Below are 25,982 nucleotides of genomic sequence, written 5' to 3'. Positions count from 1 at the left end.
CCGCCGGAGCGGCGTGGCATCTGGCGCCGGGCGAGGCGTTGTCCGCGGACAACGCTTCCCGAAATCGCTGTGTTCGCGTTAACCTCGCGTTTACATCAAATTCCTTGCCGGAATCGGAGAATCGTGGCCTCTCTATCAGACGGAAACAAAGCGTCTGACGCTAGGATACCGTCTTGAAAGACAGGGTGATGACTCAGGCGGCCGCGACCCCCTCTTCCGCGCACGAAAATGCCTCCCACCGGGTGATGCGCCATGCCAACGCGCTCTCGGGGCAGCTGCGCGCGCTCGGGGCGACGCTGTTCCCGCCGTCGGCGGCGAAGTCGCTGCGATCGTTCACCTCGGGCGAGGTTGCGCGCGTCGTCGGCGTCTCGGATGGCTATCTGCGTCAGCTCTCGCTCGACGGTCTCGGCCCCTCCCCGACCATCGGCGCCGGCGGCCGGCGATCCTACACGCTCGCCCAGATCAACGCCCTGCGCGATTATCTCGCCGAAGCCCGCCCGCGGGAGGCCCTGCAGTTCAAGCCTGGCCGGCGGCCCGGCGACAAGCTGCAGATCGTGACGGTGGCGAACTTCAAGGGCGGTTCGGCCAAGACGACGACGGCACTCTATCTGTCGCAATATCTGGCGCTTCACGGCCATCGGGTGCTGGCGATCGATCTCGATCCGCAGGCCTCGCTTTCGGCGATGTTCGGCTATCAGCCGGAGTTCGACATCCCCGAGAATGCGACGCTCTATGGCGCGATCCGCTACGACGACGAACGGGTGCCGATGGCCGACGTGGTGCGGCCGACCTATTTCGACGGCGTCAGCCTCGTGCCGGGCAATCTCGAGCTGATGGAGTTCGAGCATCATACGCCACGGGCGATGATCGATCGCAACATGCGCGGCCACGAGCTGTTTTTCCGCCGGGTGGCGGGCGCCATCGAGCAGGTCGCGGACGCGTTCGATGTGGTGGTGATCGACTGCCCGCCGCAGCTCGGCTACCTGACCATGGGCGCGCTCAACGCGGCGACCGCAATGCTGGTGACGATCCATCCGCAGATGGTCGACGTCGCCTCCATGAGCCAGTTCCTGCTGATGACGTCCGACCTGATGAGCGTGATCGAGGCGGCCGGCGGGCGGCTCGACTACGATTTCCTGCGTTTCGTGGTGACGCGCCATGATCCGAACGACGTCCCGGAAGCCCAGATCGTCGCGCTGTTGCGCAACCTGTTCGGCGGCGACGTGCTGAAGGCGACGGCGTGGAAGTCGACCGCGATCGCCAATGCCGGCCTGACCAAGCAGTCGCTCTATGAGCTCGACCGGGGTTCGGTCGGGCGGGCGGCCTACGATCGCGCGCTCGAATCCGTCGATGCCGTCAACGCAGAGATCTCCGGCCTCATCCAGGAGGTCTGGGGACGATGAACGGAGCCGGGACCCCATGAACAAGCGTACCGACCGCATCCGCTCGCTGTTCACGGCGCCTCAGGCCGAGGCGTTGTCCGCTGACAACATGGTAGCGCAACCGCGCGTGACATCGGGCTCGGTGCGCTCGCTGCAGGATTCGTTCTCGGGCGTCGAGCGCGAGAACGAGGAACTGCGCGAACAGCTGGCTTCGGGCGTCGCCGTCGTCGAGATCGCGGCCGACCTGATCGAGCCGTCGCCGGTCGCGGACCGCTTCGCCGAGGTGGAGGACGCGGGATTCGAGGCACTCAAGGCTTCGATCGCGGAGCGCGGGCAGGAGGTGCCGGTTCTGGTCCGTCCGCACCCCGCCCGGACCGGCCGGTTCCAGTGCGCCTATGGCCACCGCCGCGTGCGGGTGGCGCTCGAACTCGGCCGGCCGGTCAGGGCGGTGGTGCGCCCGCTCAGCGACGAAGATCTGGTGGTCGCCCAGGGCGTCGAGAATTCGGCTCGGCAGGACCTCAGTTTCGTCGAGCGGGCTGTGTTCGCACTGAAGCTGGAACAGGCGGGTCATCCCCGCGCCGTCGTTCAGGCCGCACTGACGATCGACCGCGCAGAGGCATCGAAGCTCGTGGCCGTTGCCCGTGCGGTGCCGGCGGACATCGTCGCTGCGATCGGCCGCGCACCCAGGATCGGCCGCGGGCGGTGGCAGGCCTTCGGCGCCGCCGTCGAGCAGCCCGGCGCGCTCGGCCGCATCCGCACCCGGATGGCCGCGGCCGACTTCGCAGGTCTCGATTCCGACGGGCGGTTTGGTGCCCTGCTTGCCGCCGCGGCGGCGCCGGCAAAGGCGGCCGGGGCCGGTGAGGCGAAGGCGAGCGAGCCGGGAAGCGGCGTGGTTTCAGCCGCGTCGGGCGCGAAGATCGCCCGGGTCGACCGGTCGCGCAAGGAAACGCGCATCATTCTCGATCGCGGCGACCAGGATGGCTTCGCCGCGTTCTTGGTCGAGGCATTGCCCGAACTGTTCGAGCGCTATGCGCGGATGGAGCGGGAAGACGGCAGCGGAGCGCGGATGGGCCGCGCGCCGGGTTCAGAGGAGTGATGCAGCAAAAGAAAAAGGCCCCCGAAACGTTCGCTTCGGAAGCCCTTCTCATACTCTGGCAGGTCTGAGAATCCCACTTCCGCGAATCGCAGTCAAGGCCCGATGGGCGCTGCGCCGTTTTGGCGAGCCGATTTCTTTTGCCTGGCGATAGGTGAAAGAGATGGAGAGGCATATTGCGACGACGCCGTTCGGGCGGCGGTCGCTGACGCTCGCCCATGTGGCGGCGCAGATGGCCGCCCGCGAACGCGCCCCAGACCTCGCGGTCAACAAGTGGAAGGTGTTCGACACCGTGCGTGTCGCCCGCCATCGCATCGGCGTGTCCGACAGGGCCCTCAGCGTCCTCAACGCCCTGCTCAGCTTCTTTCCGGAGGCGGAGCTTTCCGGCGACGCGCTCGTGGTGTTCCCCTCGAACCGCGAGCTCATCCTGCGTGCCAACGGCATGGCGCCGGCAACGCTGCGCCGGCACCTGGCCCAGCTGGTCGATTGCGGCCTCGTCATCCGCCGCGACAGCCCCAACGGCAAGCGCTACGCCCGCAAGGCCGCCGGCGGCGCCATCGCCGAGGCCTTCGGCTTCGACCTCGCCCCCCTCGTCGTGAGGGCAGGGGAGTTCGCCGGGTGGGCCGCCGAGGTCCGCGCCCACGAACAGGCCGTCAGGCGCCAGCGCGAGCGCGTCACGCTCCTGCGCCGCGATATCCTCAAGATGATCGCCACCGGCGAGACCGAAGGCGTCGAGCCCGCGCGTTTCGCCGCCGCACCGGTCTCCGGCAGGGCAGGGGAGGGGGCCGCGCTCGAGACGTTCACGAGCTGGGATGGCGTGCGCGAGCGTTATGTCGAGATCGCCGGCCGGCTTCATCGCAAGGTCACGGACGCAGAGCTTGCCGAGATCGAGGCCGCGTTCGCGGCGCTTGGACAAGCTGTGTCCAACATTCTGGAAAATCACATCAAATTCCAGAATATCAGCGCCAATGAGTCTCAGAACGAGCGGCACAAACAGAATTCAAACCCAAACCGTTCCCTTGATTCTGAACCTCGCTTTCAAGAAAGCAGGGGCGAGGCTGGGCACAACACAAAACCCGCAGGGCAGGGGAGGGGAGAAGGTGCCAAACCAGGCACCGAGCCTGATGCCAGCACCACGGCCGAAATCGGGATTGAGGCCGATAGCAGACTGGACGCCGAGCCTTTGCCCGACGCGGATAGGGGAGGGGAGGCCGAAGCACCGCCCGCGGCACGGTTGGACGCTGCGAAACCGGCCCGCGCCGCATCCGACGGCGCCTTCCCGCTCGGCATGGTGATGCAGGCCTGTCCGGACCTCGCCTCCTATGCCCCTGATGGCGTCCGAAACTGGCGCGATTTCCTCGATACCGCCGCCAAGGTCCGGCCCATGCTCGGCATCAGCCCCAGCGCCTGGGAGGAGGCGGAGAGCGTCATGGGCGAGGTCCGCGCCGCCATCACCGTCGCCGCCATCCTGCAGCGGGCCGAGACCATCTCCTCGCCCGGCGGATATCTCAGAAGTCTCACCGCAAAGGCCGAAACCGGCGCCTTCTCCCTCGGACCCATGCTCATGGCCCTCCTCGCCGCCAACAAGCCAAATCTCAGGCGATCAGCTTGAACACGCATAAGCCATTGCGCGGAAAAGAAAGCTGACGCGTTCGGCAACCGACGGGGCGTCTAGATTGTCTCACGGAGGTATCATGCCGTCAGCTCTCGCAGACCTGGGAGAGGGCCTTTTTGCGCCTCGGGCATCTCAGGCGATGGAGAACGGGAGTGCCGACACGGCCTGCGATGCGGGAGGTGCGACGAGCCGCTTCCCTTCCGCCGCTCGTCACTGAGCGGGCAGTCCCGGAGGCTCTCTAAAGGCTCATCAGGAAAGCCGGTAGCAGCTCGCGCTCGCTGGTGATGTCGAGCTTGTCGTAGATGCGCAGCTTGTGGTTCTTCACGCCGCCGACCGAGATGTTGAGCTGGCGGGCGATCGAGGCGTTCGGATGGCCCTCGAAGGAGAGTTGCACGATCTGCTTCTGCCGCTCGGTCAGCCCGTAGAGCCGGGCAAGCCTGTCGAGCCGGCTGCCGAGATCTCCCGGCTCGCGGCGGAGGGCGAAGATCTGCGCGCCGTGCAGGAGGGCCCCGGTGCCGTCGCAGTCCGGACGGAACAGGCACCATCCGCCGTTGCCGGGAATGACGGACCGATCCATCCACGCCGGTTGGACCGGCGGCATGTCACGGTCGAACGCCTGACGGGCGGCCTGGGCCCAGCCGTCGGACTGGTACAGCGGCGTGCCGTCGGCGGTGAGAATGAGGATCTCCGTCCGCTGGTCGCCGGGTAGACCGGTGCTGCGGGCAACCTCTCGCTCGACCGAACGGATGACGTGCTGGCGGTGCATCTCCAGAAGGATATCGAGGATTTCCGAGGCGAGCCGCAATTCCTGCTCGCCGAAGGCCTCGCGATGACGGTCGAGACACAGGGCGAGGAAACTGCGGTCGTTGAGCGGCAGCAGCAGCGCCAGTTCGTCGACGATGCCGAGATCGACATCGAGATAGCGCGCATAGGTCCGGTCGAGCGGGCCGTCCGCGCAAAGCGTTCTGAGGCTGATCGCGCGGTGGCGATCGGCCGCGACAGGGGTGCGCGACAGGGGATCGAGATGCCAGAGCCTGTCGGTGTAGGCGGACTTGGCCCGCGGCGCCATGCCCGATTCCGAGATGATGCGCGGCTTCGCCGCCGTCTCGTAGCGCGCCATGATCCAGAAATCGCACGGGATCAGCGGCGCGACGGCGTCGATCACGGTCTCATAGAAGTCGTCGCGGCCGATGCGGGAGAGCACGCGCGCCATGTCCCTGCCGAAGCCGGCGGGAAGCTCACATGCCCGGTCCTGACGTTCCATCGCTGTCCTTTTCCACGCGTGCCGCCGCCCGGCAGACAAAGCAGAAACCGTGCCAGACCCAGGCCTCGCTGGCCTTCCTGCGCCCCCACCATCGCCGGTGACTGCGGTCACTATGGCGGGACCGTCGTCACGAGACTTATACATCCGGCATAAACCACGGTGGTAGTCGTCCGCCGTTCCAAGAGGGAATCGTCGATGTCCGGGTCTCGCGTGCTCACTCATGTTTCCCCCAGCCGTCGCGACGTGCTGCGCTTCGGCGCGCAGGCGGCGATGTTCGCGACCATCGCGGCGCAGGTGGACTTTACCGGGCCGGCTTTTGCCGGCGAGACCAAGCTGACCGGGCCGCTCAATGTGCTGGCGTGGGCCGGCTACGACGATCCCGAGCTGATGCGCGGCTTCACCGAGCTGACCGGCGTCGAGCTGAACATCAAGGAAGCCGAGAGCAACGGCGCACAGCTCAGCCTGGTGCAGGCCGGCACGACAAAGTTCGACGTGATCAACCCGGACGCGGTCTGGACGGCGAAGTTCGCCGACGCCGGCCTGACCCTGCCGATCGACACCGCCAAGCTTCCCTCGCTGGAAGACACGCTTCCCGCGTTCCGCAACCGCCCGGAAACGATGGTGGACGGCAAGGTCTACGGCATCCCGACCCGGTTCGGCGTCAACGGATTCGTCTACTGGCCGGACAAGATTTCCGCCGAGGCGGCGTCCAATGCCGAGCTGGCGTGGGATCCGTCCCTCAAGAACCGGGTCGAGATCATCGACTGGCCGGAACTCTATCTGTGGATGACCGGCAAGTGGATCGGTCTCGAAAAGCCTGAGGACGCCACCGGCGAGACGCTGCAGAAGATCCTCGACAAGATGATCGCCTTCCGCCCGAACATGCGCGCGCTTCAGGCCGACATGGGCACCGTGAAGTCCGATCTCACCAACCGCGAGGCGTGGATGGTGTGGGGCGCCTCCAGCGACAATGTGCGCACGACCGCGCGCCTCGCCGGCGCCAATGTCGATCTCGCGATCCCGAAGCAGGGCGGCGCGATGTGGATGGAGACGCTGCAGATCGTGCGCGGCACCGAGCATCTCGCCTCCGCGCTCGCCTATATCAACTACATGACCAGCGCCAAGGCGATGAAGCAGATGGCGTGGGGCGCCGACAAGTTCGCCGTCACCAACGCCAAGGTCCGCGACATGCTCACCCCCGAGCAGGTCAAGGCGCTCGGCCTCGACAAGATGGAAGAGTGGGTGGCGAACTGTCAGATGAGCCTCGCACCCGTCGACGAGAACGCCTGGGCGGATGCCTGGCAGACCTTCAAGATGGGCTGAGGGCGCTGCCGCCATGCATATTCGCGTGATCGTCCCGGTTCTCGACAGCAAGGAACTGGTCGGCAAAGCCGAGGCCGAATACCGCTCCTTCGCGGGGGAGGGCGTCGAGATCTCCGCCGTTCCGTTGAAGCGGGGCACCGCCTCCATCGAGGCGGAGTTCGATTCCGCTCTCGCGGCGCCGGAAGTGATGCGGCTTGCGCGGGAGGCGGAAGCGGACGGGGTGGACGCCTGCACCATCGCCTGCTTCACCGATCCGGGCCTTTCGGGCGCGCGCGAACTCGTCTCGATCCCGATCGTGGGCGAGGGCGAGGCCGCGCTGCACATGGCGGCGATGCTCTCGAGTCGCTTCACGGTGTTCATCACCGAGAAGCCGCTGTTCCCGTTGATCCGCCGGGTCGTGGCGCGCTACGGCCTGGAGCGCAATCTCGCCTCGGTGCGGGCGGCGGGGGCGAGCGTGCTCGCTCTCGATGAAGGCTGCCTCGACCACATCATCGCCGAGAGCATCGACGCCGTGGAACGCGACGGGGCGGAGGCCTTCGTGATGGGCTGCACGGGCACGGGCTTCGACATGGCTGATGCCGTGGAGAAGGCGCTTCACCGCCATTTCGGCGTCTCCATCCCGGTGATCGATCCCGGCAAGGTGGCGCTGCACTTCGCCCGTGCCATGGTGGCGACGGGGCTCCGGCCCTCGAAGCTCGCCTATCCGACGCCCGCCTTCGCGCGCGACGAATACGCGTTCGCGCCATGAGCGCGCCGCGCCCCGGAGCCCGGCGGCGGTCGCTGGCGTCGGTGCTGCCGGCGGCGGGCCTGCTGCCGCTGATCATCTGGCAGATCGTGTTCTTCGTCGTGCCCGTCGTGCTGATCGTCGGACTGAGCTTCTGGCGCAGCAAGAGCTACCGGCCCGTCCCCGACTTCACATTCGACAACTACGCGGCGATCTTCGCCCGCCCGGCGATCTGGCGGGCGCTGCTGCTCTCGGTCGAGACGGCGGCATTCGTGACGGTCGCCTGCGCGGTGCTCGCCTTTCCCGTCGCCTATTTCATCGCCAAGAAGGCGGGCCGTTGGCGCGGGCTGCTGCTCGTTGCGGTGATCGCGCCGTTCTGGGTCAGCATCGTCATGCGCGTCGCGGCGTGGCGGCTCCTGCTCGGCGAACACGGCGTGATCAACCAGGTGGCGATGGGGCTCGGCCTCACCAGCGAGCCGCTGAGCTTCCTGCTCTACTCGCCGGTCTCGACGGCGATCGGCCTGATCTATGCCTATCTGCCGCTTTACGTGCTGCCGCTCTATGCCGCGATCAGCAACATCCACGACAGCTGGATCGACGCGGCCATGGACCTCAATGCCAGCCCGGCGCGCACCTTCCGCGAGGTGATCCTGCCGCTGTCGGCGCCCGGGCTCGTGGTCGGGGCCGTGTTCTGCTTCGTGTTCGGGGTGGGCGAGTTCGTGACGCCGGCGCTGCTCGGCGGCGGCAAGCAGCTGATGTTCTCCCAGGTGATCCAGGACGAGTTCCAGCGCCGGCTCGACTGGCCGAGCGGTTCGGCCATGGCCGTGGTGCTGCTCGTGCTCGTCTTCACGGCGCTCGCCTTGTCGATGAAGTGGATCCGGCGTGCGAGCGGGGAGACCGGCTCATGAAGAGGCTCTCCGCCGCCGGCTGGGCGCTGCCGCTCTATTCGGTGCTGCTCTACGCGTTCCTCTACCTGCCGATCGCGGTGATCGTGCTGTTCGCCTTCGACGCCAAGGCGATCCCCGGCCTGCCGCTCACGGCGTTCACGACGGACTGGTTCGGCGCGAGCCTCGCGGACGGACGCCTGGTCGGCTCGCTCCTGACCAGCATCCGGCTGGCTCTCCTCGCCGCGGTTCTCTCGACCGCGCTGGCGATGCCCGCCGCCATGGTGCTCGCCTGGCGTCCGGTGCGCATGAAGTCGCTGGTGCTGTGCCTGGTGCTCGGGCCGGTGGTGCTGCCGCAGCTCGTGCTCGGCCTTGGGCTGACTGTGCTGTTCCGTGCGGCGCCGGACCTCGTCGGCCAGCCGGCGATCGTGCTGGCCCACACCACGATGACGTCGAGCTACGCGACGCTGATGCTCTATTCGCGCTTCCTCGGCTTCCGGCGCAGCTACATCGAGGCGGCGATGAATCTCGGCGCCAACGAGTTCGTCGCCTTCCGTGAGGTCGTGCTGCCGCTGATCGCCCCGGCGCTGGTCGCGGTGCTCCTGCTCGCCTTCACGGACGCCTTCGGCGAGTTCGTCGTGGCGTGGTTCCTGGCCGGCTTCACCGAGACCCTGCCCATCGCCATCTGGACCTCGCTGCGGCAGGTCATCTCCCCCAAGATCTACGCGCTCTCGGCCCTTGTGATCGTGGCGACGCTGGCCATCAGCGTTTCCGCCCAGATCTGGATCCTCGGCCAGAGCCGACGCGAAAGCGAGCATTGAGCGATGAGCGCATCCGCCTCACCCGCTGTCGAACTCCGGGCGGTCAGCAAGATCTACGGCGCGTCGGCCGCGGTCCGTGGCGTCACCATGGAGATCCCGCGCGGATCCTTCGTGACGATCCTCGGCCCCTCTGGCTGCGGCAAGTCGACCTTGCTGCGCATGATCTCCGGCTTCGTGACGCCCTCGTCCGGCGACGTCATGATCGACGGTGCTTCGGTCATCGGCGCGGCGCCCTATGAGCGCGACACGGCGATGGTGTTCCAGGACTATGCGCTGTTCCCGCACCGCACGGTGGCGCAGAACCTCGCCTTCGGCCTGCGCATGCGCAACGTCGCCAAGGCGGAGATCGCGCAGCGGGTCGAGGCCATGCTCGACCTCGTCAATCTCAGGGGGTTCGGCGACCGCCGCGTCAGCCAGATTTCCGGCGGACAGGCCCAGCGCGTCGCGCTCGGGCGGGCCTTGATCGTGCGGCCGGCCGTGCTGCTGCTCGACGAGCCGCTCGGGGCGCTCGACCTCAAGCTGCGCAAGCAGATGCAGGCCGAGTTGAAGACCATCCACCGCGACCTCGGCCTTACCTTCGTCGCGGTGACCCACGACCAGGAAGAGGCGCTGACGCTTTCGGACCGCATCGCCGTGATGAACGGCGGCGCGCTCGAACAGTTCGACACGCCCGAGAACCTCTATCGGCGCCCGGCCACGCGCTTCGTGGCGGATTTCGTCGGCAACGCCAACCTGTTCGATGCCCGCATTGTCGCCGGCCCGGCAGCCGAGGCCGCCGCGCTGCCGTTGACCGTCGCGCTGAACCAGGACCAGGCCGGCGGACGCTCCGCCGGTGCGGCGGTGGCTCTTGTGGTCCGGCCGGAGACGGTCGCCGTCGGCTCTGCGGCGCCGGAGGCGCACGACTGCCGCATCGAGGCGCGCGTGGAAGAAATCATGTTCTCCGGGTCGGTGCAGCAGATCGTCGGCCGCCTGCCGAACGGGCGAACGGTCTCCGCCCACCAGGGCGCGGCGCTGCCGACGCCCGAGCGCGGCGCAAATGCCGTGTTCTCCTGGCCGAGCCAGTCCGTCTGGCTGGTCGATGCCTGATCCCCTTCAACGGCGATAGTGTCATGCGTGAACTCGACTATGACGAACTCGAGGCGCTCGCCATCGGCGCGGGCGTGCTCGGGACCGGCGGGGGCAACCATCCGCACCTCGAACTGATGTGCGCGCAGGCGGACTATCGCCGTGGCCGCCGCATCAGCCTCGTCGACCCGAACGAACTCGCCGACGATGCCCGCGTCGCCGTGGTCTGTATCATGGGCGCGCCGCTGGTGACGAAGGAGCGTCTGCCGGAACCGCAATCGATCTGCCGCGCCGTGCGGCGGATGGAAGCCCACACCGGCAGGCCGTTCGACGCCATCATGTCGATCGAGATCGGCGGCGAGAACGCGTTCTTCGCCATGCTGGTCGGCATGGAGCTCGGGCTGCCGGTCGTCGACGCCGACACGATGGGCCGCGCCTTTCCGGAAGCGCAGATGGCGAGCTTCGCCATTCGCGGCCTCGATGTGGCGCCGTTCGCCATCGCCGACGTCCGCGACAACGAGGTGCTGATCGCGCGCGCCGAATCCGCCACCCGGGTGGAGCGGATTGGACGCCGCATCGCGGTCGAGTTCGGCTCCATCGCGGGCACCTGCACGGCGCCGCGTTCGGGGGCGGAGGTGAAGGCCCACGCCATCCTCCACTCGGTCTCGCGGGCGATCGCCATGGGCCGGACGATCCAGCAGGCGAGGGCGGCGGGAACGGATCCGGTCGCCGCGCTGGTCGGCGGCGCCCATGCCCGCCTCGTCTTCAGCGGCAAGGTCGAGGATGTCTCGCGCCGGACCGAGGGCGGCTTCGTGCGCGGCACGGTCCGGTTCGCCGGAAGCGGAGCGCATCACGCTCGCGAACTCGTGGTCGACTTCCAGAACGAGTTCTCGGTCGCCCGGCTGGACGGGGCGCTGGTCGCCTCCGTGCCGGATCTCATCACCGTGCTCGACGAGGAAAATGCCGAAGCGATCGGTGCCGAGGTGATCCGCTATGGCCAGCGCGTCGCCGTGGTCGTGCTCGCGGCGGATCCCATCATGCGCAGCCCCGAGGGGCTGAACGTCGTGGGGCCGAGGGCCTTCGGCTACGATTTCGATTATCGCCGTTTCGAGGAACTCGCGTCATGAAGCGGATCGGGATCGACGTCGGCGGAACCAACACGGACGCGGTGCTGCTCGACGGCGACCGCATCCTGAAGGCGATCAAGACGCCGACGACGGCGGACGTCACGTCCGGTGTCGGCGCCGCCCTAGCCCATGTGCTGGAGACCGCGGACGGCGTGGCGCCGGACGTCCGCGCCGTGATGGTCGGCACGACCCATTTCACCAATGCGGTGGTGGAGAGGCGCGGCCTCTCCAGGGTCGCCGTCATCCGCATCGGCCTGCCGGCGGCGTCCTCCATCGAGCCGATGGCGGACTGGCCGGAGGATCTGCGCGCGGCGGTGGCGGGGCCGGTGTTCCTGCTCGCCGGCGGCCACGAGTTCGACGGCCGGCCGATCGTCGCCTTCGACCGCGACGGAATGTGCCGGGCGGCGGAGGCGATCCGCGACAGCGGCGTGACCGCCGCGGCGATCACCGCCGTGTTCTCGCCGCTGATCGCCGATTGCGAGCGGGAGGCCGCGGCCGTTCTCGCTGAAATCGCGCCGGATGTGACGGTGACGCTTTCCAGCGATCTCGGCCGCATCGGCCTGATCGAGCGGGAGAACGCCACCATCCTCAACAGCGCGCTCCACGGGCTCGCGCGCCGGACCGTCGAGGCCTTCCGGCAGGCCATCGGCCGGTCGGGGCTGGCCGGGCCACTCTATCTCACCCAGAACGACGGCACGGTGGTGCGCGCCGAGGAGGCGGAACGCTTCCCGGTGCTGTGCTTCGCCTCCGGGCCGACCAACAGCATGCGCGGCGCGCATCTGCTCTCTGGCATCGCCGATGCGGTCGTGCTCGATGTCGGCGGCACGACCACCGACGCCGGCATGCTGCGCGCCGGCTTCCCGCGCCAGGCCAACACCCAGGTCGATATCGGCGGCGTGCGCACCTTCTTCCGTATGCCCGACGTGGTCGCGGTGGCGCTCGGCGGCGGCACCGTCGTCCGCGAGGATCCCCTGCTGATCGGCCCGGACAGCGTCGGCTTCCGCCTGCTTGAGAAGGCGCGCGTCGCCGGCGGCGACACCCTGACGCTGACGGACATCGGGGTGCGGCTGGGGCTTCTCGATCTCGGGGATGCGACGCAGGTCGATGACGTATCGCCGGGCCTCGTCGAGGCCGTGCGGACGTGGATGGGGACCCGGCTCGGCGATCTCGTCGACCGCATGAAGACCAGCGCCGGCGACCTCCCCGTCATCGCGGTCGGCGGCGGCGCCTTCCTGGTGCCGGACAGCCTTCCCGGCGTCTCGCACGTCATCAAGGTCGAGAACGCCGGGGTCGCCAACGCGGTCGGCGCGGCGATGTCGCAGGTCAGCGGCGAGAGCGAGCGCATCTTCTACGGCGTGCCGCGCGAAACCGCGATCGCCGAGACGCTCGCCTCTGCGCGGGAACAGGCGATCGCCGCGGGCGCCGGGGCGTCTTCGCTTGCGGTGCTCGACATGGAAGACACGCCGATGTCCTACATCCCCGGCGATCCGCTGCGCGTGCGCGTGCGCGTCGTCGGCGATCTCGCGGGCTGACCCGCGCGACCTCACGACTGCAACAACCGGAACGGACCTGCGCCATGGCCACGTCAGCCCAGCAATTCGGCAGCGACAACTATGCCGGGATCTGCCCGGAGGCCCTCGCCGCCATGACGCGGGCGAACGACGGCTCCTGCGTCTCATACGGGGACGACGAGTGGACGGCGCTCGCCGCGGATGCGTTCCGCACGCTGTTCGAATCCGACTGCGAGGTGTTCTTCGTCTTCAACGGCACGGCGGCCAATTCGCTGGCGCTGGCGGCGCTCTGCCAGTCGTTCCACAGCGTCATCTGCGCGTCCGCCGCCCATGTCGAGACCGACGAATGCGGCGCGCCGGAGTTCTTCTCCAACGGCTCCAAGCTGCTGGTGGCCCCGCCCGGTTCCTCCAAGCTGACGCCCGACATGATCCGCACGCTCGCGACCGGCCGGGCCGATATCCACTTCCCCAAACCTCGCGTGGTGACGATCACCCAGCCGACCGAAACGGGACAGGTCTACAGCCTCGACGAGATCGAAGCGATCGCGGCCGTCTGCCGGGAGCTCGGGCTGAAATTGCACATGGACGGCGCCCGGTTCGCTCATGCCTGCGCGACTCTTGGCTGCTCGCCGGCCGAGATGACTTGGAAGGCGGGCGTCGACGTGCTGTGCTTCGGAGGGACCAAGAACGGGATGGCGGTCGGCGAGGCGGTGATCTTCTTCGACCGTGCGCTCGCCGCCGATTTCGACTATCGCTGCAAGCAGGCCGGTCAGCTCGCCTCGAAGATGCGCTTTCTGTCCGCACCGTGGATCGGGCTTCTCGAAAGCGGGGCATGGCTCAGCAATGCCCGGCACGGCAATGCCTGCGCCACGCGCCTCGCCGGTGCCATCGCTGGCATATCCGGGGTGGAGCTGCTGTTTCCCGTTCAGGCGAACGCGGTTTTCATCCATGCGCCCGAGCCGCTGCTGGACGATCTGCGCCGCCGGGGCTGGCGCTTCTATACCTTCATCGGCGGCGGCGCGCGCTTCATGTTCGCCTGGGACGCGGATCCGGAGCGCGTCGAGGAACTCGCCGCCGATATCGCCGATGCCGCGCGCCTCATGAGCACCGCCGCGGCGTGAAGCGCGGCCGGTCGAGAGGAAATCTCTTTAAAGCGCTTTCCGATCTCATGGAATCATCAGATCGACTAGAAATCGCTCCAGATTCAAAGGCTTGAGCATATTCTTGCCGTTCAGATCGGTTCGATCTGAACGGATATGCTCTAAAGCCGCTCGAGCTGCCGGACGAGCGCCAGCAGGGGGAAATCCTCGCCGCGCCTGCCGGTGAACTGAAGCCCGATGGGCAACCCGCCGTTCCGCGTGCACGGAATGGAAATGCTCGGCGCGCCGGTCAGATTGGCGTGCGTCAGCATCAGGATCTCGTCGTCACCCTCCGCGCTCAGAGCAGGGTCGGTGTCGGGAGCGACGAAGGGAACCGTCGGCCCGACGATCGCGTCGACCGTGTCGAACACGGCATCGAGCTCCGCCGTCCAGATGCGCTGCCGGGACTTTGCGTCCACATAGCGCAGCGCCGGCAGGCTCATCCCCGCGCGGATCTGCTCGGCGGTGCCGGCGGCGTAGCCCGCGGCCGCATCCTGGAAGGTTCGGGCATGGATCTGCGCCGCCTCCGGCAGCAGGATGTCGAGCAGCGCCGCGGCCATCGCGCCCGGCGCGGGAAGATCGATCCGCACGATCGTCACGCCGGCCGTCTCGAAGCGGCAGAGGGCCGCCGCGATGCGCAAACGCACCTCCCGGGTGAGGGCCGGGTTGTCCCACTGGTTCAGCGCGACGCCGAGGCGAAGTCCCTCGGGACGGACGATCGGCGGCGATGCCGGCGCCGATGCCGCCAGCGCGCGCAGCGCCAGCTCCACATCCTCGCCGCTGCGGCCGAGAATGCCGAGATGGTCGAGGCTCGGTGATAGCGGATAGACGCCGTCGAGCGGCAGCAACCCGAAGGTCGGCTTCAGACCGACGACGCCGCAATAGGCCGCCGGCGCCCTGACCGAGCCACCGGTGTCGGTGCCGAGTGCCAGCGGCACGATCCCGGCCGCCACGGCGGCGGCCGAGCCGCCGCTGGATCCGCCGGCGGTGCGGGACGGATCGGCCGGATTGTTCGTCTGGCCGAAATCGGGGTGGACGATGCCGTATGCGAATTCCAGAAGATTGGTCTTGCCGAACGGGATCGCGCCCGCTTCGCGCAGGCGCTGCACGCAGGCGGCATCCCTCTCGGCGATGCGCGGCGCAAGGGCTCTGGTTGCACAGGTGGTCGGGACGCCGGCGACGTCGATGATATCCTTGATGGCGACGGGAACGCCGTGCAGGGGGCCGAGATCCCGCCCCGCGGCGAGTTCGGCCGTCGCGCGTTCGGCCTGTTCGATGACGAGATCCGTCATCGGGTCGATGAAGGCGTTCAGCTTCGGTTCCCACGCCCGCAGCCGCTCCAACGCGCGGCGGCAGACATCGGCGGGTGTGAAGCGCCCGGCACGATAGCCCTCTGCCAGCGACCGGACCGACAGAAAGGCGGTATCGTCGACCATGGCGGGCGGCTCCGGCTGGCTTCGTTCTGCGAACTATGACCGGGCGCCCCGGGCCCGGGCAATGATGGCTGCGGTCACCAGCATCGTGACTGCCGCGGCAGGGTATACGCGCCGGGTCGTCTCCGCTTCAAGACAGACGGCGATCCTGCGGCCTCGGAGAGCGACCATGTCGCACGGTGCCTGGATTTGCGCACGATCCGCCGTTCGGTTCCGGGCTTCGCGGGGATCGGTGGGGCCGACATCATCGTCCCAGGATAGCGGCCTTCCGCGACGGCGTTCCGGCCGCCTCACGCCTGCGTCTGGCGGGGAGCGTCGGTGCGGAGGTGGTCGAGCACCAGCGTGCGCATGTGGGAGATGGCGGCGGAATAATCGAACGTCGGGAACATGACGTTGCGGAACAGGACACCGTCGAGGAAAGTCGAGATGAAGGTTGCCGCCTCCGTCGGGTCGACCGGACGGAAGATGCCCTTTGCGACGCCGGCGCGGATCGCGCGGCTGAGCACGACCGATTCCTTATCGTAGAATTTGCGGATGGCCTTGTCGACCTGCAGCGTGCGGCTCGACGTGCAGGCGTAGTCGAGGCTGATCTTCGCAAGCTTCTGAAGCATCACGAACTGGGCGATATGGATCTCGATCCAGGCGGAGATGATGTTTTCAGGCGAATCCGCGCGACCCGTGACCGACTCGAATTTCGCGAACGCCTCCTCGACGGCCGAGTTCACGACATCGAGGAAGAGCTGCTCCTTGCTGCCGAAATAATAGTAGATCAGCGAGGGATTGACGCCGGTGGCGCCGGAAATGTCCTTGATGGTGACGGTCGAGTAGTTCTGGCTGGCGAACAGGTCGAGCGCGATCTTCCGCAGCGCCTCGGCCACGCCGGTGCGCTCGGCATTGGGATGCAGTTCGACGGTCTTGCGCGGCTTGCGCGGAGCTTTGACGGCCGGAGTCTTGACTGCCGGAGCTTTGGCAGCGGCCCTTGAGATGGGCGATGCCTTGCCCAAGGATGGCGGCGCGTCGACCGCCGCTGGTTCGGCGGGCGGCATATCCAGCTTGGCAGGAGTTTTGCGGGGCCGCGCGCGCGCGGAAGTCGTCGTCATCGGCTCGTGTTCCTGCTGCCGCCGCGGCGGGTCTTGAATGTCTGCTGACCGGCTTGTCGGCCCGCTGGGGCCGCCCGCGCGGCCGCGAGCCGACACCGGACGGCGCCGCACCTTTCCTGGCCCGCTTTATCCCCCGATATCGGCACCGCATTCACCCCACGACACGCGCCAGCATCGCAGACATCGCCGCGCCCGTCGCCATGAATTCGATGCCTTTCCTCCGCCCGAGGAGCGATGAGGGGCGGGCCGCGGCGGCGCCTTCAACGGGTCGGACGGCAGACCATCCCTCGATTCGGATCATGATTTGATCAATCAATTAAATGACGGCGCGTCAAGCGCGATCCCGCGGGAGCGCGAGCGTTTCATCGCCGTCTCGCCGGGCGTTCCAGATGGAGAACGGACCCGGATCGTGTTCTATACCAGCATGATAGGCCGTCATAGTCCGCAGCCTCGCCTGGTGGGAGGCGCTGCGGCGTGCCGCAGGCGAATGCCGTAGAAGGCGCGACCTGAGAGGTTCTGTAATTAATTGAACGATCGATTGACAAATGCGGTCCAAGCGGGAAATCTGGAGCCTCCCGGATCCGCTGCCCATCCCCGAAACCGCCCCGCGCCTCAAGCCCGCCCGCGGTCCCCGATCCCCCTCGGTCCCGGCCTGGACGCCTGAAAGCGCGGTCGCGCATGCCCTCGCTTTCACCGGTATATCCGGACGCTGGCTGGACCGGGCTGTCGGGCGCGCCGGCACCGATAAAGCCGCATGGAGAGTTCTATGGACGACATCGTCATCGTCGGAAGCGGTCATGCGGGATTTCAGCTCGCATCCGCGTTGCGCCAGCAGGGGCGGGACGGCCGCATCGTGCTCATCGGTGACGAGCCGCATCTGCCCTACCAGCGTCCGCCGCTTTCCAAGGATTATCTGAAGGGGCCGATGCTGCCGGAGGACCTGCGGTTCTGGTCGGAGAAGCAGTTTTCCGACAAGTCCATCGAGCGCGTCGCGGGGACCCGTGTGACGGCAATCGACCGGCGGGACGGCGCCGTGGTCCTGGCCGATGGAAGCCGCGTCGGCTTCGGCCATCTGGTGCTCGCCACCGGCACCCGCAACAGGATGCTGTCGCTGTCCGGAAGCGATCTTGACGGCATTCTCGGCCTGCGCACCGTCGATGACGCCGCAGCCATCCGGGCCGGGCTCGAAGAAGCGCAGAGCGTCGTCGTGATCGGCGGCGGCTTCATCGGCCTCGAAATCGCCGCCACGGTGGCCTTGAGCGGACGGCCGGTGACGGTCGTCGAGACCACGGGAAGGGTGATGGGGCGCGCCGTTTGCGAGGCGGTGTCGCGCCATCACGAGGGGGTGCTCGCCGCGCTCGGCGTTGCGTTCCGCTTCCATGCCGGCGTGGCACGCTGCCTCGGCGACGAGGGGCGTGTGCGGGCCGTCGAACTGGCGGGCGGGGATGTGCTCGCCGCCGATCTCGTCATCGTCGGCATCGGCGTGCTGCCGAACGACGATCTGGCGGCCGCTGCCGGTCTTGCGGTCGACGACGGCGTCCTGGTCGATGCCGGGCTTGCGACCGCCGATCCGCGTATCTTCGCCATCGGGGACTGTGCGCGTCATCCGAGCCTTCATGCGACCGCTCCGGTGCGCATCGAATCCGTGCAGAACGCGGCCGATCAGGCCCGTCTCGTCGCCGCCCGGCTTGCCGGCAAGCCGACGGAGCCATATGGCGCGGTGCCTTGGTTCTGGAGCCATCAGGGCGATCTCAAGCTGCAGATCGCGGGCCTCGCCCACGGCGCGGACGAGACGGTGCTGCGCGGCGCGCCGGAAGACGGTGCCTTCTCCGCGTTCCGCTACCGGGCGGGCAGGCTCGTGGCCGTGGAGAGTGTCGGGCGCCCCGCCGACCACATGGTGGCGCGCCGGCTGGTGGGCGGCGGGATCGCGCTTTCCCCGGCGGAGGCGGCGGACGAGGGCTTCGACCTGAAGGCCCACGCCATGCGCCCGCAACCTGCCTGAGAGGGCTGCGGTTCGCCGGAGCGCAGCGGCTCGTCGTGCCCGAGGTGGCTGCAGCGTCCCAGGATATTGCAGCGTCCAGGCGAGGCAGCCGCCGGATGACGGCGCGGCCTCGCCGTCCCTTACAGTGACAGGTACCAGGTCTCGACGCCGCCGCCGTCGACGATCAGCATCTGGCCGGTCATGTAGGCCGCATCGTTGCTGGCAAGATAGGTCACGGCGCGGGCGACCTCCGTGGGCGAGCCCGCGCGCTTCAGCGGCAGGCGCGCAACTTCGGTCGCGAGCGCCGGCTCGCGCGCCTCCCAGCCGGTGCCGGGCTCGCGGATCGGTCCCGGGCTGACCCCGTTCACGCGGATGCCGTAGTCCGCCCATTCGAGCGCCATCTGCCGGGTCAGGCTGACGACCGCCGCCTTGGCCGGGCCGTAGGCACCCGCGCCGGGATAGGAGCGGTGGGCAGAGGCGCCCGCGATGTTGACGATGGAGCCCCGGCCGGCGGCCTTCATGTGGCGCGCCGCAGCCACACCGGCGAGGAACGCGCCCTTCGTGTTGACGCGGAACACGGCCTCCCAATCCTCTTCCGCGAGTTCGAGCAGGGGCGCCTGCCGGCCGAGGCCGGCATTGTTGACGAGGATGTCGAGGCCGCCGAAATCGGCGATCACCCGCGCCATCAGCGCTTCGGTGCCGGCCCGGTCGGTGACGTCGGCAAGGTAGGTGTGCACAGGAGCGCCGTGGGCTGCCGCGAGCGCGGCCGTTTCCGCCGCGCCGGCCGCGTCCGTGCCCGCGACGACGGCGACGGCGCCGCCCTCCCGTGCGATCTCCACGGCGATAGCCCGGCCGATGCCGCGCGCGGCACCGGTCACGACGGCCACGCGGCCGGAGAGCCTCGTGCCGATGGAAGACGCGCTTTCGGGGGTTGTCATCGCATGGGTTCCTTCTGGGCTCGGTCGGGTTCTGGAGCAACAGGCGCGCTTTCGGCTTCGCTGCCGGGCAGGGCGACACCGGCGCGGGCGGCGATGTCCCGCGCGCAGATGAAACCCCACGTCATGTTCGGGCCGATGGTGGTGCCGGCGCCGACGGCGCGGGTGCCGATGGGGTTCGCCATGGCCACGCCCGCGCAGTAGAGCCCCTCGATCACGATTCCGTCGGGCCGCCGGACGCGCCCGGCTTCGTCGGTGCGCGGGCCGCCCTTGGTCGCGAGGAAGGAGCGATTGAACGGCATGGCGTAGAACGGCGCCCGGCGGATCGGCGCCAGCGCCGGCTCACCGGTGGCGCGCTTCGGATCCTCGGCGGACCGTGCGCCGCGACCGAAATCGGCGTCGTGACCGTTGGCGCAGAACCCGTTGAACCGCGCGACCGTCGCCGCGAGTGTCGCCGCGGGCAGGCGGATCAGGTCCGCCAGTGCCTCGACCGTGGGCGCACGCACCAGCCAGCGGGGATCGTGCCGCGCGTAGAGGCGCACGATGGGCGCCTTGCGCAGGAAGTCGGAATCGGTGATCAGCCACGCCGGCAGGTGCAGCGGCAATCCGGTCACCGGATCGCGCCGGTCGACGATCTCCCCGATATTGAACGCGAATTCGTCGGCGAAGCGATGGCCGTTCTTGTCCACGAGGATGGCGTTGGCCTCGCGGTGGAAGAACAGGCCGAGGCCGTGCAGCCGGCGTTCATAGCGCGTCGGCATCGCCGGGTTGACGTTGCCCTGGTCCATGTGGGCCAGCGCGGCCCCCACGGCGGCAGCCATGCGGTGGCCGTCGCCCTCGTTGCCGCGCGGGCTGGCGATATAGTCCCAGGGGCCGGGAAAATGCCGATCGCGCAGCGTCGGGTCCCATTCGAAGCCGCCGCTTGCGATCACGACCCCCTTACCGGCATGGAGACAATGGAGGCGGCCATTCTGCTCGTAGACCACGCCGGTGACGGCGCCGGTCGCGGGCTCGGTCACGAGTTCCCGGGCGCGGGCCGAGAGTTCGATGCGGGCACCGGCATCAAGCGCGCCGCGCAGGAGACCGACGATCAGAGCCGCGCCCTTGGCGCGCTGTCCGGTCAGCCAGCGCCACGCCAGCACCGGCGCCATCTTCAGGCCCGCCCGGAGCGGGTGGTGATAGACGTCGAGGGCGTGGACCTCCTGATAGGTGTAGATCTGCGGCAGGGTCGAGGGTCGCAGCTTGCCGGCGAGCGGGCCGAGCAGGGCGCGGCGCAGGGGCAGCGGCGATACCATACGGCCGCGGGCCTTGGCGCCCGGCAGATCGAGGCGGGGATCGGGGTCGCCGGCGAGCGCGAACCGCAGCGGCGACCGCGCCTCGACGAACGCGAGCATCGTCGGGGCGGCCGCGACCGCGCTCTGCCACAATGCGTCCTCGGTTTCCTGCCAGCCGGCCGGGGCGGCAGCGCGGATATAGGCGAGCGCCTCCGCCGGACTGTCATCGATGCCGGCCGCGCGCGCATGATGATTGGCGGGAACCCACGTTCCCGCTCCGGACATCGCGCTGGTGCCACCGATCCGGTCGGTCTTTTCCAGGATGACCGTCTTCAGCCCGGCGACGGCGGTCGCGAGCGCGGCGGTCAGCGCCGCCGAACCGGAACCGATGACCACGACGTCACAGCTCTCGACGGGCGCGGGCGTGTGGTCACCGGCTTCGCCGGAAGGGGAGGAACGGAGCATGGCGCGCCTTTGCGCGGTCTAGGGGAGCGGCGACGGAACCGGCGGCCGCGTCGCGGCCGGTGCGTCTCTGCGAATGGCGATGCGCCCCTCGCCGCTGGTTCACCGGCCGGAGGCATGGGTGCATGACGGCGGCTCGGGCGTCTTTCCGAGCGTCTTCTCCGGAAGTGTCTCTAGGACGCCAGCACCACGGGGAAGGACGGGCAATCGACCGGCGCGCCGTCCGGCGGCGCGTCTTCGAGCGGCGGTGGGGACATCGGCCCACCACGGCGCATGAAGCGCGCATCGTCTCCGGTCCAGCGCGCCGAGAGCACCCGCCGCCTGGCGCTCGACGAGCTGTTGCCCTCGGCGCCGTGAAGCGTCAGGCCATGGAAGGCGACGATGTCGCCCGGCTCCACCGCCCATGACAGGATCGGGAAGGCCGCCGGATCGGCATCGATATCCGGCAGCAGATCCCACGCGGGATCGTCGCCCTCGCGCAGGGCTCCGGTCGCGAAGTGGCGGGGCCGGTACCAGCGGCCGGCCGCGTGGGAGCCGCGGACGAAGCGCAGGCTACGCTCGAGCGGAACCGGGTCGACCGCGATCCACATCGTCAGGAAATCCCGGCCGTCGATGGGGCTGTAGGGCTGGTCCTGGTGCCAGAGGGTGGCCTTGTCGGTGTTCGGCTCCTTCACGAGGATGTGGTCCTGAAGGAAGTTGATCTTGCGGGAGCCGAGCAGGGCCGCGGCGATCCCGGCGGCCGGCGAGCGCCACACGAACTCGGACAGCGCCGGGATGCGGCGCCAGTTGTTGGCGTCCTGAAAGAACCCGCGGCGTGCGTCGGCGAATTTCGCGCTGTCGCCTGGACTGTCGAGCACCGCGGCGATCGCGGCCTCGATCGTCGCGATCCAGTCCGGGGAGAGGGCGCCTTTCAGGCAGACCGCGCCGTCCCGGCGGAAATCCGCGATTTCCGCGGCCGTCGGAAGCCGGGCCGCGGGGCCTTCGATCAGCGATGTGGTGTCACTGAATACGGACATGGTCAGCCTTTCCCTGGGGCAGGCGCGGATCCGAAATGTAATTGAATGTTCGATCTAATGATGAGGATAGGTCCCGCCGCCAAAGCGCGTCAAGCCGGACGCATGAAGCTCAGGACGTCCGGGCCATTGCCGCCTTTGAATGCCTTCAAACTGCGCACTTTTTGTCCACGATCAACGAAGCGGCATATCCCTCCGGAACGCCTGCGACAACTTGGTCGAATAGGTCGAATATCATCTTGATTTATAGTCCTATTTTTCTAGATCTGGGCCACGCCCCGCCACACCCGGAAAGAGGCCGCGTCGCGCACAGCTTTGGCTGTGCTCACGGCAATGAGCAACCCAGCGGCGGTCTTCGGTGCGGGCGCGCGGAAAATGTAACCATTCCAATGCGCATTTCAGCGGCAGAATCGCGGGGACCTCAGTCGCACAGCACATGCGCGTCGAATTAATTGAACGTTCGCTTGAAAAATCGGTTTGGCATGTGGCTTGCAAAACTGACGGCGCACCTTCGCACCGAGGTTATCGTGCTCCATCGGCGCCGCCAGAGCGCTGTGGCGCGACCATTCATCCAGAAACGGGAGTTCACCCCCGATGCGCCTGAAACGACTGTGTCAGATGCTCTTCCTGCTGGCCGGCCTCGCGCCGCTGGCGGCCGGCTCCGCCCGTGCGGAGACCGATATCCCCACGCTTAAAATGGACCCGGCGCTCCATGAGATGCTGCCGGAGGCGATCAAGAAGAGCGGCGAGCTGACGGTCGCCACGGACGCGCATTATCCGCCCTGCGAATATTTCGCCGAGGACGGCAAGACCATCATCGGCTTCGAGCCGGATGTCTGGAACGCGATGGCCCAGAAGCTCGGCATCAAGGTGAAGCCGTCGTCGATCGACTTCTCCGGCATCATCCCGGGCGTGCAGAGCGGCCGCTACAACGCGTCCTTCGCCTGTCTCTCCGATCGGCTGGAGCGTGAGAAGACCGTCACCTTCATCGATTTCTGGTATGGCGCGGCCGCGATCTACGCGCCGGAGGCCAACAAGACCATCACCGAGGATCCGCTGACCCTGTGCGGGCTGAAGACCGCGGTGCAGGTCGGCATCGATTTCGGCGACATGGTGCGCGACATCTTCTCCAAGCACTGCGTCGCCAACGGCAAGCCGCCGATCGAGGTGTCCGAGTTCCCGTCGGCGTCGCAGGTCCTGCTCGCGCTCTATGCCGGGCGCATCGACTTCGCCCTCAGCGATGCGGCGGCCGTGGACGACATCCAGAAGAAGGCGACGCAGCCGATCAAGGTGATCGAGAGCCCGCTGCTGCCGAAGATCTATCTCGGCGCCATCGTCGAGAAGTCGAACACCCAGCTCGCCGATGCGCTGTTCGCCGCGCTGAAGGCCGTCTACGCGGAAGGCGTGTACGACAAGATCGTCGACAAGTGGAATTTGCATCTGCTGAAGCTCGACGAGCCCGGCATCAATCTTGCGTCCACTCGTCCGATCGAGACCCCCAAGCCCTGACAGGCTCGGGCGACACGGTGGGCCGGCCATCGCGGCCGGCCTGCCATCCCCGGAAGGCAACCCCGCGCGCGACGGCTCCGGCCGCAGAGATCGCCGCGACGATGCCCGACCCGTGGCCGTCCCACACGACGATGCGAGAGAGCGAACACATGTCAGCAATCGCAACCGATGCCGATCTGCCAGCCGCGCGGACCAGAAACGCCATGCCGCAGCACAGCGAACTCGTCGTCGTGCCGGTGCGCAGCCCGTGGCGGTGGGTGACGCCGGTCCTCATCGTGCTCGCCGTGGCGGCGTGCGTGCATCTGGTGGCGTTCAATCCGCGCTTCCAGTGGGATGTGTTCGCACACTATCTTTTCACCGCCCAGATCCTGCAGGGCCTGTTCCTGACGCTCTGGCTGACGGCGGTGACGATGGCGGTGGGCTTCGTGCTCGGCACGGCGCTCGCGATCATGCGCCTTTCACAATCCGCGACGCTGTCGCGCGCCAGCCGGCTCTATGTCTGGTTCTTCCGCGGCACGCCGGTCCTGGTGCAGCTGATCTTCTGGTACAACCTAGCCGCGCTGTTCCCGACCTATGTCATCGGTATTCCGTTCGGCCCGGTGTTTTTCGAGGGCTCGGTCAATGACCTGATCACGCCGGTCACCGCCGCGATCCTCGGCCTCGGCCTCAACGAGGGCGCCTACATGGCGGAGATCGTGCGCGCGGGCATCCAGTCCGTCCACGCCGAGCAGCACGATGCGGCCCGCGCGCTCGGGATGCGCTCGCGGCTTTCCATGCGCCGCATCATCCTTCCGCAGGCGATGCAGTTCATCGTGCCGCCGACCGGCAACGAAACCATCGGCATGCTGAAGACGACCTCGCTCGTCAGCGTCATCGCGCTCTACGATCTCCTCTATTCGGCGCAGTCGATCTACTCGCGCACCTACGAGACCATTCCGCTGCTGCTGGTGGCCTGCTTCTGGTACCTCATCGCCACCAGCGTGCTGTCGCTGATCCAGATGCGCATCGAGCGGCACTTCCAGCGCAGCAACCGGGACACGGCCCCGAGCGCCGGCTTCCTGTTCTGGAAGACGCTGAGATGACCGGCGCGCCTTGAACCCGGGCCGCGACGATCCCGCGGCCTCTTCGCCCCCTCACTTCCCTGCACCGGCGCCCGAGGGCGCGGGACCGGCGGGCCTTTGCCCGGCCGAGGAGCGTTTCGAGATGAAATTCGGCCTGTTCAACCTGATGACCTACCGGGACAATCCCGGCGGCCTGCCCGGCCTTCTGTCCGACATGCGCTCGCTCGTCGGCCTCGCGGAGGACATCGGTTTCGAGACCGCGTGGTTCGCGGAGCACCATTTCACCAACTATTCGATCAGCGTCTCGCCGCTGATGTTCGCCGCCCACATGGCCGGCACCACCCGCCGCATCAAGCTCGGCGCGGCCGTCGTGGTGCTGCCGCTCTACCACCCGATGCGCGTCGCCCAGGAGATCGCGCTCGTCGACCAGATGAGCGACGGCCGCTTCGTGCTCGGCGTCGGCACGGGCTACCAGGCCTACGAGTTCGAACGCTTCGGCATGAACGTCGCGGAGAAGAACGAGATCTTCTTCGAATACTGGAGCGTGCTGGAGCAGATCCTCACGGAGGGCCGCGCCCAGTTCTCCGGCCGTTATGTCACGGTGCCGGAATCGGTCGTCCTGCTGCGCACCCGCAAGGCCGCGATGCCCGACCTCTACGTCACGTCGATGGACCCGCGCATCCTCTCCCGTCTCGCCCGCCACAACGCGACGCCGTTCCTGACCGCCGGCTTCCGCGGTACGGCCGCCCTGCTCGACATGGTCGCCGGTGCGCGGGCACGCTGGAGCGAGGCCGGGCTCGGCGCCGACATGCCGGTCGCCGTGCAGCAATATATCCACGTCACCGACAGCCCGCAGGAAGCCCTGGAGGCGGCCGAGCGCGCCCGCTATGTCGGCCGCCTCGTCGCCGCCTTCCGCAGCCCGCACGTCGTGCTCGACGGCGCCTTCGCCGAGGCGCTGCCCATTCCCGGCGAACCGTCGCTGGAGACGATCCGCGATAACCTCCTGATCGGCGATCCGCACCAGGTCGCCGAGCGGCTGGTCGACGAGATCCGCCGCATCGGCCCTGTGCACTACAACGCCTTCTTCCAGTTCGGCGACATGCCGATCGCACGCGCGCGCCGCTCCCTCGAGCGCTTCGGTGCCGAGGTGCTGCCGCTGGTCGAACGCGCCCTCGGACCGCTCGATCTCATTGGAAAGCCGATGGACGGGCTGCCCGCTGCTGCCCGCGCGGCGGCCGTCTGAATTCCAAATCCTTATCCAGCCGT

The 25,982-nt window shown here is 68.2% G+C and carries 21 protein-coding genes; 15 read left to right on the top strand and 6 right to left on the bottom strand.

Annotated elements, in window-relative coordinates; genetic code table 11:
• The first annotated feature begins 188 nt into the window (after positions 1–188).
• The 3 genes from repA (at position 189) to repC (ending at position 4,087) form a co-directional block, all read left to right on the top strand.
• Entirely contained in the window at positions 189–1,403 is a 1,215-nt protein-coding gene (gene repA, locus BUF17_RS17745; RefSeq protein WP_073631198.1) for a plasmid partitioning protein RepA, read from the top strand.
• Positions 1,291–2,478, top strand: coding sequence for a plasmid partitioning protein RepB (repB, locus tag BUF17_RS17740; RefSeq protein ID WP_342186190.1), 1,188 nt, complete (start codon positions 1,291–1,293; stop codon positions 2,476–2,478). The genes repA and repB overlap by 113 nt, the downstream gene beginning before the upstream one ends.
• 160 nt (positions 2,479–2,638) lie before the next feature.
• Positions 2,639–4,087: a plasmid replication protein RepC gene (repC, locus tag BUF17_RS17735; RefSeq protein WP_073631194.1), complete on the top strand. Its 1,449-nt coding sequence runs from the start codon at positions 2,639–2,641 to the stop codon at positions 4,085–4,087.
• Between the two features lie 241 nt (positions 4,088–4,328).
• Here repC and BUF17_RS23310 read toward each other — a convergent pair whose 3' ends face one another.
• Complete coding sequence (locus tag BUF17_RS23310; RefSeq protein ID WP_073631192.1) at positions 4,329–5,354, bottom strand: LuxR family transcriptional regulator; 1,026 nt, start codon at positions 5,352–5,354, stop codon at positions 4,329–4,331.
• Positions 5,355–5,549: 195 nt separating this feature from the next.
• Between BUF17_RS23310 and BUF17_RS17725 the strand changes: the two genes are divergently transcribed.
• Genes BUF17_RS17725 through BUF17_RS17690 form a run of 8 tightly spaced genes read left to right on the top strand, consistent with a single transcriptional unit; the run spans position 5,550 to position 13,930 of the window.
• Positions 5,550–6,677 (top strand): ABC transporter substrate-binding protein, encoded by a 1,128-nt coding sequence (locus BUF17_RS17725; protein WP_073631190.1) that lies wholly within the window; start codon positions 5,550–5,552, stop codon positions 6,675–6,677.
• Positions 6,678–6,690: 13 nt separating this feature from the next.
• Positions 6,691–7,425 (top strand): aspartate/glutamate racemase family protein, encoded by a 735-nt coding sequence (locus BUF17_RS17720; protein ID WP_073631188.1) that lies wholly within the window; start codon positions 6,691–6,693, stop codon positions 7,423–7,425.
• A complete protein-coding gene (locus BUF17_RS17715) occupies positions 7,422–8,309 on the top strand; it encodes an ABC transporter permease (protein WP_073631186.1) in 888 nt (295 codons plus the stop codon). Before BUF17_RS17720 ends, BUF17_RS17715 begins: the two co-directional genes overlap by 4 nt.
• Complete coding sequence (locus tag BUF17_RS17710; RefSeq protein ID WP_073631184.1) at positions 8,306–9,106, top strand: ABC transporter permease; 801 nt, start codon at positions 8,306–8,308, stop codon at positions 9,104–9,106. The genes BUF17_RS17715 and BUF17_RS17710 overlap by 4 nt, the downstream gene beginning before the upstream one ends.
• Positions 9,107–9,109: 3 nt before the next feature.
• Complete coding sequence (locus tag BUF17_RS17705) at positions 9,110–10,192, top strand: ABC transporter ATP-binding protein (RefSeq protein ID WP_073631182.1); 1,083 nt, start codon at positions 9,110–9,112, stop codon at positions 10,190–10,192.
• Positions 10,193–10,215: 23 nt separating this feature from the next.
• Positions 10,216–11,298 (top strand): S-methyl thiohydantoin desulfurase family protein, encoded by a 1,083-nt coding sequence (locus BUF17_RS17700; protein ID WP_073631180.1) that lies wholly within the window; start codon positions 10,216–10,218, stop codon positions 11,296–11,298.
• On the top strand, positions 11,295–12,830 hold the full coding sequence (locus BUF17_RS17695) for a hydantoinase/oxoprolinase N-terminal domain-containing protein (protein WP_073631179.1): 1,536 nt from the start codon (positions 11,295–11,297) through the stop codon (positions 12,828–12,830). Before BUF17_RS17700 ends, BUF17_RS17695 begins: the two co-directional genes overlap by 4 nt.
• Before the next feature lie 44 nt (positions 12,831–12,874).
• Complete coding sequence (locus BUF17_RS17690) at positions 12,875–13,930, top strand: threonine aldolase family protein (protein ID WP_073631177.1); 1,056 nt, start codon at positions 12,875–12,877, stop codon at positions 13,928–13,930.
• A gap of 140 nt (positions 13,931–14,070) precedes the next feature.
• On the opposite strand, the gene BUF17_RS17685 is transcribed toward BUF17_RS17690, so the two are convergent.
• Complete coding sequence (locus BUF17_RS17685) at positions 14,071–15,384, bottom strand: amidase (RefSeq protein ID WP_073631175.1); 1,314 nt, start codon at positions 15,382–15,384, stop codon at positions 14,071–14,073.
• 287 nt (positions 15,385–15,671) lie between these two features.
• Positions 15,672–16,577, bottom strand: a complete 906-nt coding sequence (locus tag BUF17_RS17680; RefSeq protein WP_210215467.1) for a TetR/AcrR family transcriptional regulator — start codon at positions 16,575–16,577, stop codon at positions 15,672–15,674.
• 658 nt (positions 16,578–17,235) lie between these two features.
• Between BUF17_RS17680 and BUF17_RS17675 the strand changes: the two genes are divergently transcribed.
• Positions 17,236–18,483 carry an NAD(P)/FAD-dependent oxidoreductase gene (locus BUF17_RS17675; protein ID WP_073631173.1) on the top strand — a complete coding sequence of 416 codons (1,248 nt, stop codon included), beginning with the start codon at positions 17,236–17,238 and terminating at the stop codon, positions 18,481–18,483.
• A gap of 119 nt (positions 18,484–18,602) precedes the next feature.
• Here the strand turns inward: BUF17_RS17675 and BUF17_RS17670 are convergent, their stop codons facing one another.
• From BUF17_RS17670 to BUF17_RS17660, 3 genes are all read right to left on the bottom strand, one after another.
• Positions 18,603–19,400 (bottom strand): SDR family NAD(P)-dependent oxidoreductase, encoded by a 798-nt coding sequence (locus BUF17_RS17670; RefSeq protein WP_073631171.1) that lies wholly within the window; start codon positions 19,398–19,400, stop codon positions 18,603–18,605.
• Positions 19,397–21,136, bottom strand: a complete 1,740-nt coding sequence (locus BUF17_RS17665) for an FAD-dependent oxidoreductase (RefSeq protein ID WP_073631169.1) — start codon at positions 21,134–21,136, stop codon at positions 19,397–19,399. The genes BUF17_RS17670 and BUF17_RS17665 overlap by 4 nt, the downstream gene beginning before the upstream one ends.
• Before the next feature lie 170 nt (positions 21,137–21,306).
• A complete protein-coding gene (locus BUF17_RS17660) occupies positions 21,307–22,149 on the bottom strand; it encodes a phytanoyl-CoA dioxygenase family protein (protein WP_073631167.1) in 843 nt (280 codons plus the stop codon).
• A 615-nt stretch (positions 22,150–22,764) separates the two neighbouring features.
• Here BUF17_RS17660 and BUF17_RS17655 point away from each other — a divergent pair.
• From BUF17_RS17655 to BUF17_RS17645, 3 genes are all read left to right on the top strand, one after another.
• Positions 22,765–23,655 carry an ABC transporter substrate-binding protein gene (locus BUF17_RS17655; RefSeq protein WP_210215466.1) on the top strand — a complete coding sequence of 297 codons (891 nt, stop codon included), beginning with the start codon at positions 22,765–22,767 and terminating at the stop codon, positions 23,653–23,655.
• Positions 23,656–23,804: 149 nt separating this feature from the next.
• Positions 23,805–24,737, top strand: coding sequence for an amino acid ABC transporter permease (locus tag BUF17_RS17650; protein WP_084564852.1), 933 nt, complete (start codon positions 23,805–23,807; stop codon positions 24,735–24,737).
• Between the two features lie 121 nt (positions 24,738–24,858).
• Positions 24,859–25,959 (top strand): LLM class flavin-dependent oxidoreductase, encoded by a 1,101-nt coding sequence (locus tag BUF17_RS17645; protein ID WP_073631163.1) that lies wholly within the window; start codon positions 24,859–24,861, stop codon positions 25,957–25,959.
• The last annotated feature ends 23 nt before the right edge of the window (positions 25,960–25,982 follow it).

This window comes from Pseudoxanthobacter soli DSM 19599, assembly GCF_900148505.1.
GTDB classification, from domain to species: domain Bacteria; phylum Pseudomonadota; class Alphaproteobacteria; order Rhizobiales; family Segnochrobactraceae; genus Pseudoxanthobacter; species Pseudoxanthobacter soli.
This window is presented reverse-complemented; position numbering and strand designations above follow the sequence as displayed.

What these genes read in the sequence shown, in the direction of transcription:
- repA (WP_073631198.1), top strand. Translation starts at nt 189, where the DNA reads ATGACTCAGGCGGCCGCGACCCCCTCTTCCGCGCACGAAAATGCCTCC.
- BUF17_RS17665 (WP_073631169.1), bottom strand. Translation starts at nt 21,136, where the DNA reads ATGCTCCGTTCCTCCCCTTCCGGCGAAGCCGGTGACCACACGCCCGCG.
- repB (WP_342186190.1), top strand. Translation starts at nt 1,291, where the DNA reads ATGAGCTCGACCGGGGTTCGGTCGGGCGGGCGGCCTACGATCGCGCGC.
- BUF17_RS17705 (WP_073631182.1), top strand. Translation starts at nt 9,110, where the DNA reads ATGAGCGCATCCGCCTCACCCGCTGTCGAACTCCGGGCGGTCAGCAAG.
- BUF17_RS17670 (WP_073631171.1), bottom strand. Translation starts at nt 19,400, where the DNA reads ATGACAACCCCCGAAAGCGCGTCTTCCATCGGCACGAGGCTCTCCGGC.
- BUF17_RS17645 (WP_073631163.1), top strand. Translation starts at nt 24,859, where the DNA reads ATGAAATTCGGCCTGTTCAACCTGATGACCTACCGGGACAATCCCGGC.
- BUF17_RS17720 (WP_073631188.1), top strand. Translation starts at nt 6,691, where the DNA reads ATGCATATTCGCGTGATCGTCCCGGTTCTCGACAGCAAGGAACTGGTC.
- BUF17_RS17710 (WP_073631184.1), top strand. Translation starts at nt 8,306, where the DNA reads ATGAAGAGGCTCTCCGCCGCCGGCTGGGCGCTGCCGCTCTATTCGGTG.
- BUF17_RS23310 (WP_073631192.1), bottom strand. Translation starts at nt 5,354, where the DNA reads ATGGAACGTCAGGACCGGGCATGTGAGCTTCCCGCCGGCTTCGGCAGG.
- BUF17_RS17695 (WP_073631179.1), top strand. Translation starts at nt 11,295, where the DNA reads ATGAAGCGGATCGGGATCGACGTCGGCGGAACCAACACGGACGCGGTG.
- BUF17_RS17725 (WP_073631190.1), top strand. Translation starts at nt 5,550, where the DNA reads ATGTCCGGGTCTCGCGTGCTCACTCATGTTTCCCCCAGCCGTCGCGAC.
- BUF17_RS17655 (WP_210215466.1), top strand. Translation starts at nt 22,765, where the DNA reads ATGCTCTTCCTGCTGGCCGGCCTCGCGCCGCTGGCGGCCGGCTCCGCC.
- BUF17_RS17690 (WP_073631177.1), top strand. Translation starts at nt 12,875, where the DNA reads ATGGCCACGTCAGCCCAGCAATTCGGCAGCGACAACTATGCCGGGATC.
- BUF17_RS17675 (WP_073631173.1), top strand. Translation starts at nt 17,236, where the DNA reads ATGGAGAGTTCTATGGACGACATCGTCATCGTCGGAAGCGGTCATGCG.
- repC (WP_073631194.1), top strand. Translation starts at nt 2,639, where the DNA reads ATGGAGAGGCATATTGCGACGACGCCGTTCGGGCGGCGGTCGCTGACG.
- BUF17_RS17650 (WP_084564852.1), top strand. Translation starts at nt 23,805, where the DNA reads ATGTCAGCAATCGCAACCGATGCCGATCTGCCAGCCGCGCGGACCAGA.
- BUF17_RS17660 (WP_073631167.1), bottom strand. Translation starts at nt 22,149, where the DNA reads ATGTCCGTATTCAGTGACACCACATCGCTGATCGAAGGCCCCGCGGCC.
- BUF17_RS17715 (WP_073631186.1), top strand. Translation starts at nt 7,422, where the DNA reads ATGAGCGCGCCGCGCCCCGGAGCCCGGCGGCGGTCGCTGGCGTCGGTG.
- BUF17_RS17700 (WP_073631180.1), top strand. Translation starts at nt 10,216, where the DNA reads ATGCGTGAACTCGACTATGACGAACTCGAGGCGCTCGCCATCGGCGCG.
- BUF17_RS17685 (WP_073631175.1), bottom strand. Translation starts at nt 15,384, where the DNA reads ATGGTCGACGATACCGCCTTTCTGTCGGTCCGGTCGCTGGCAGAGGGC.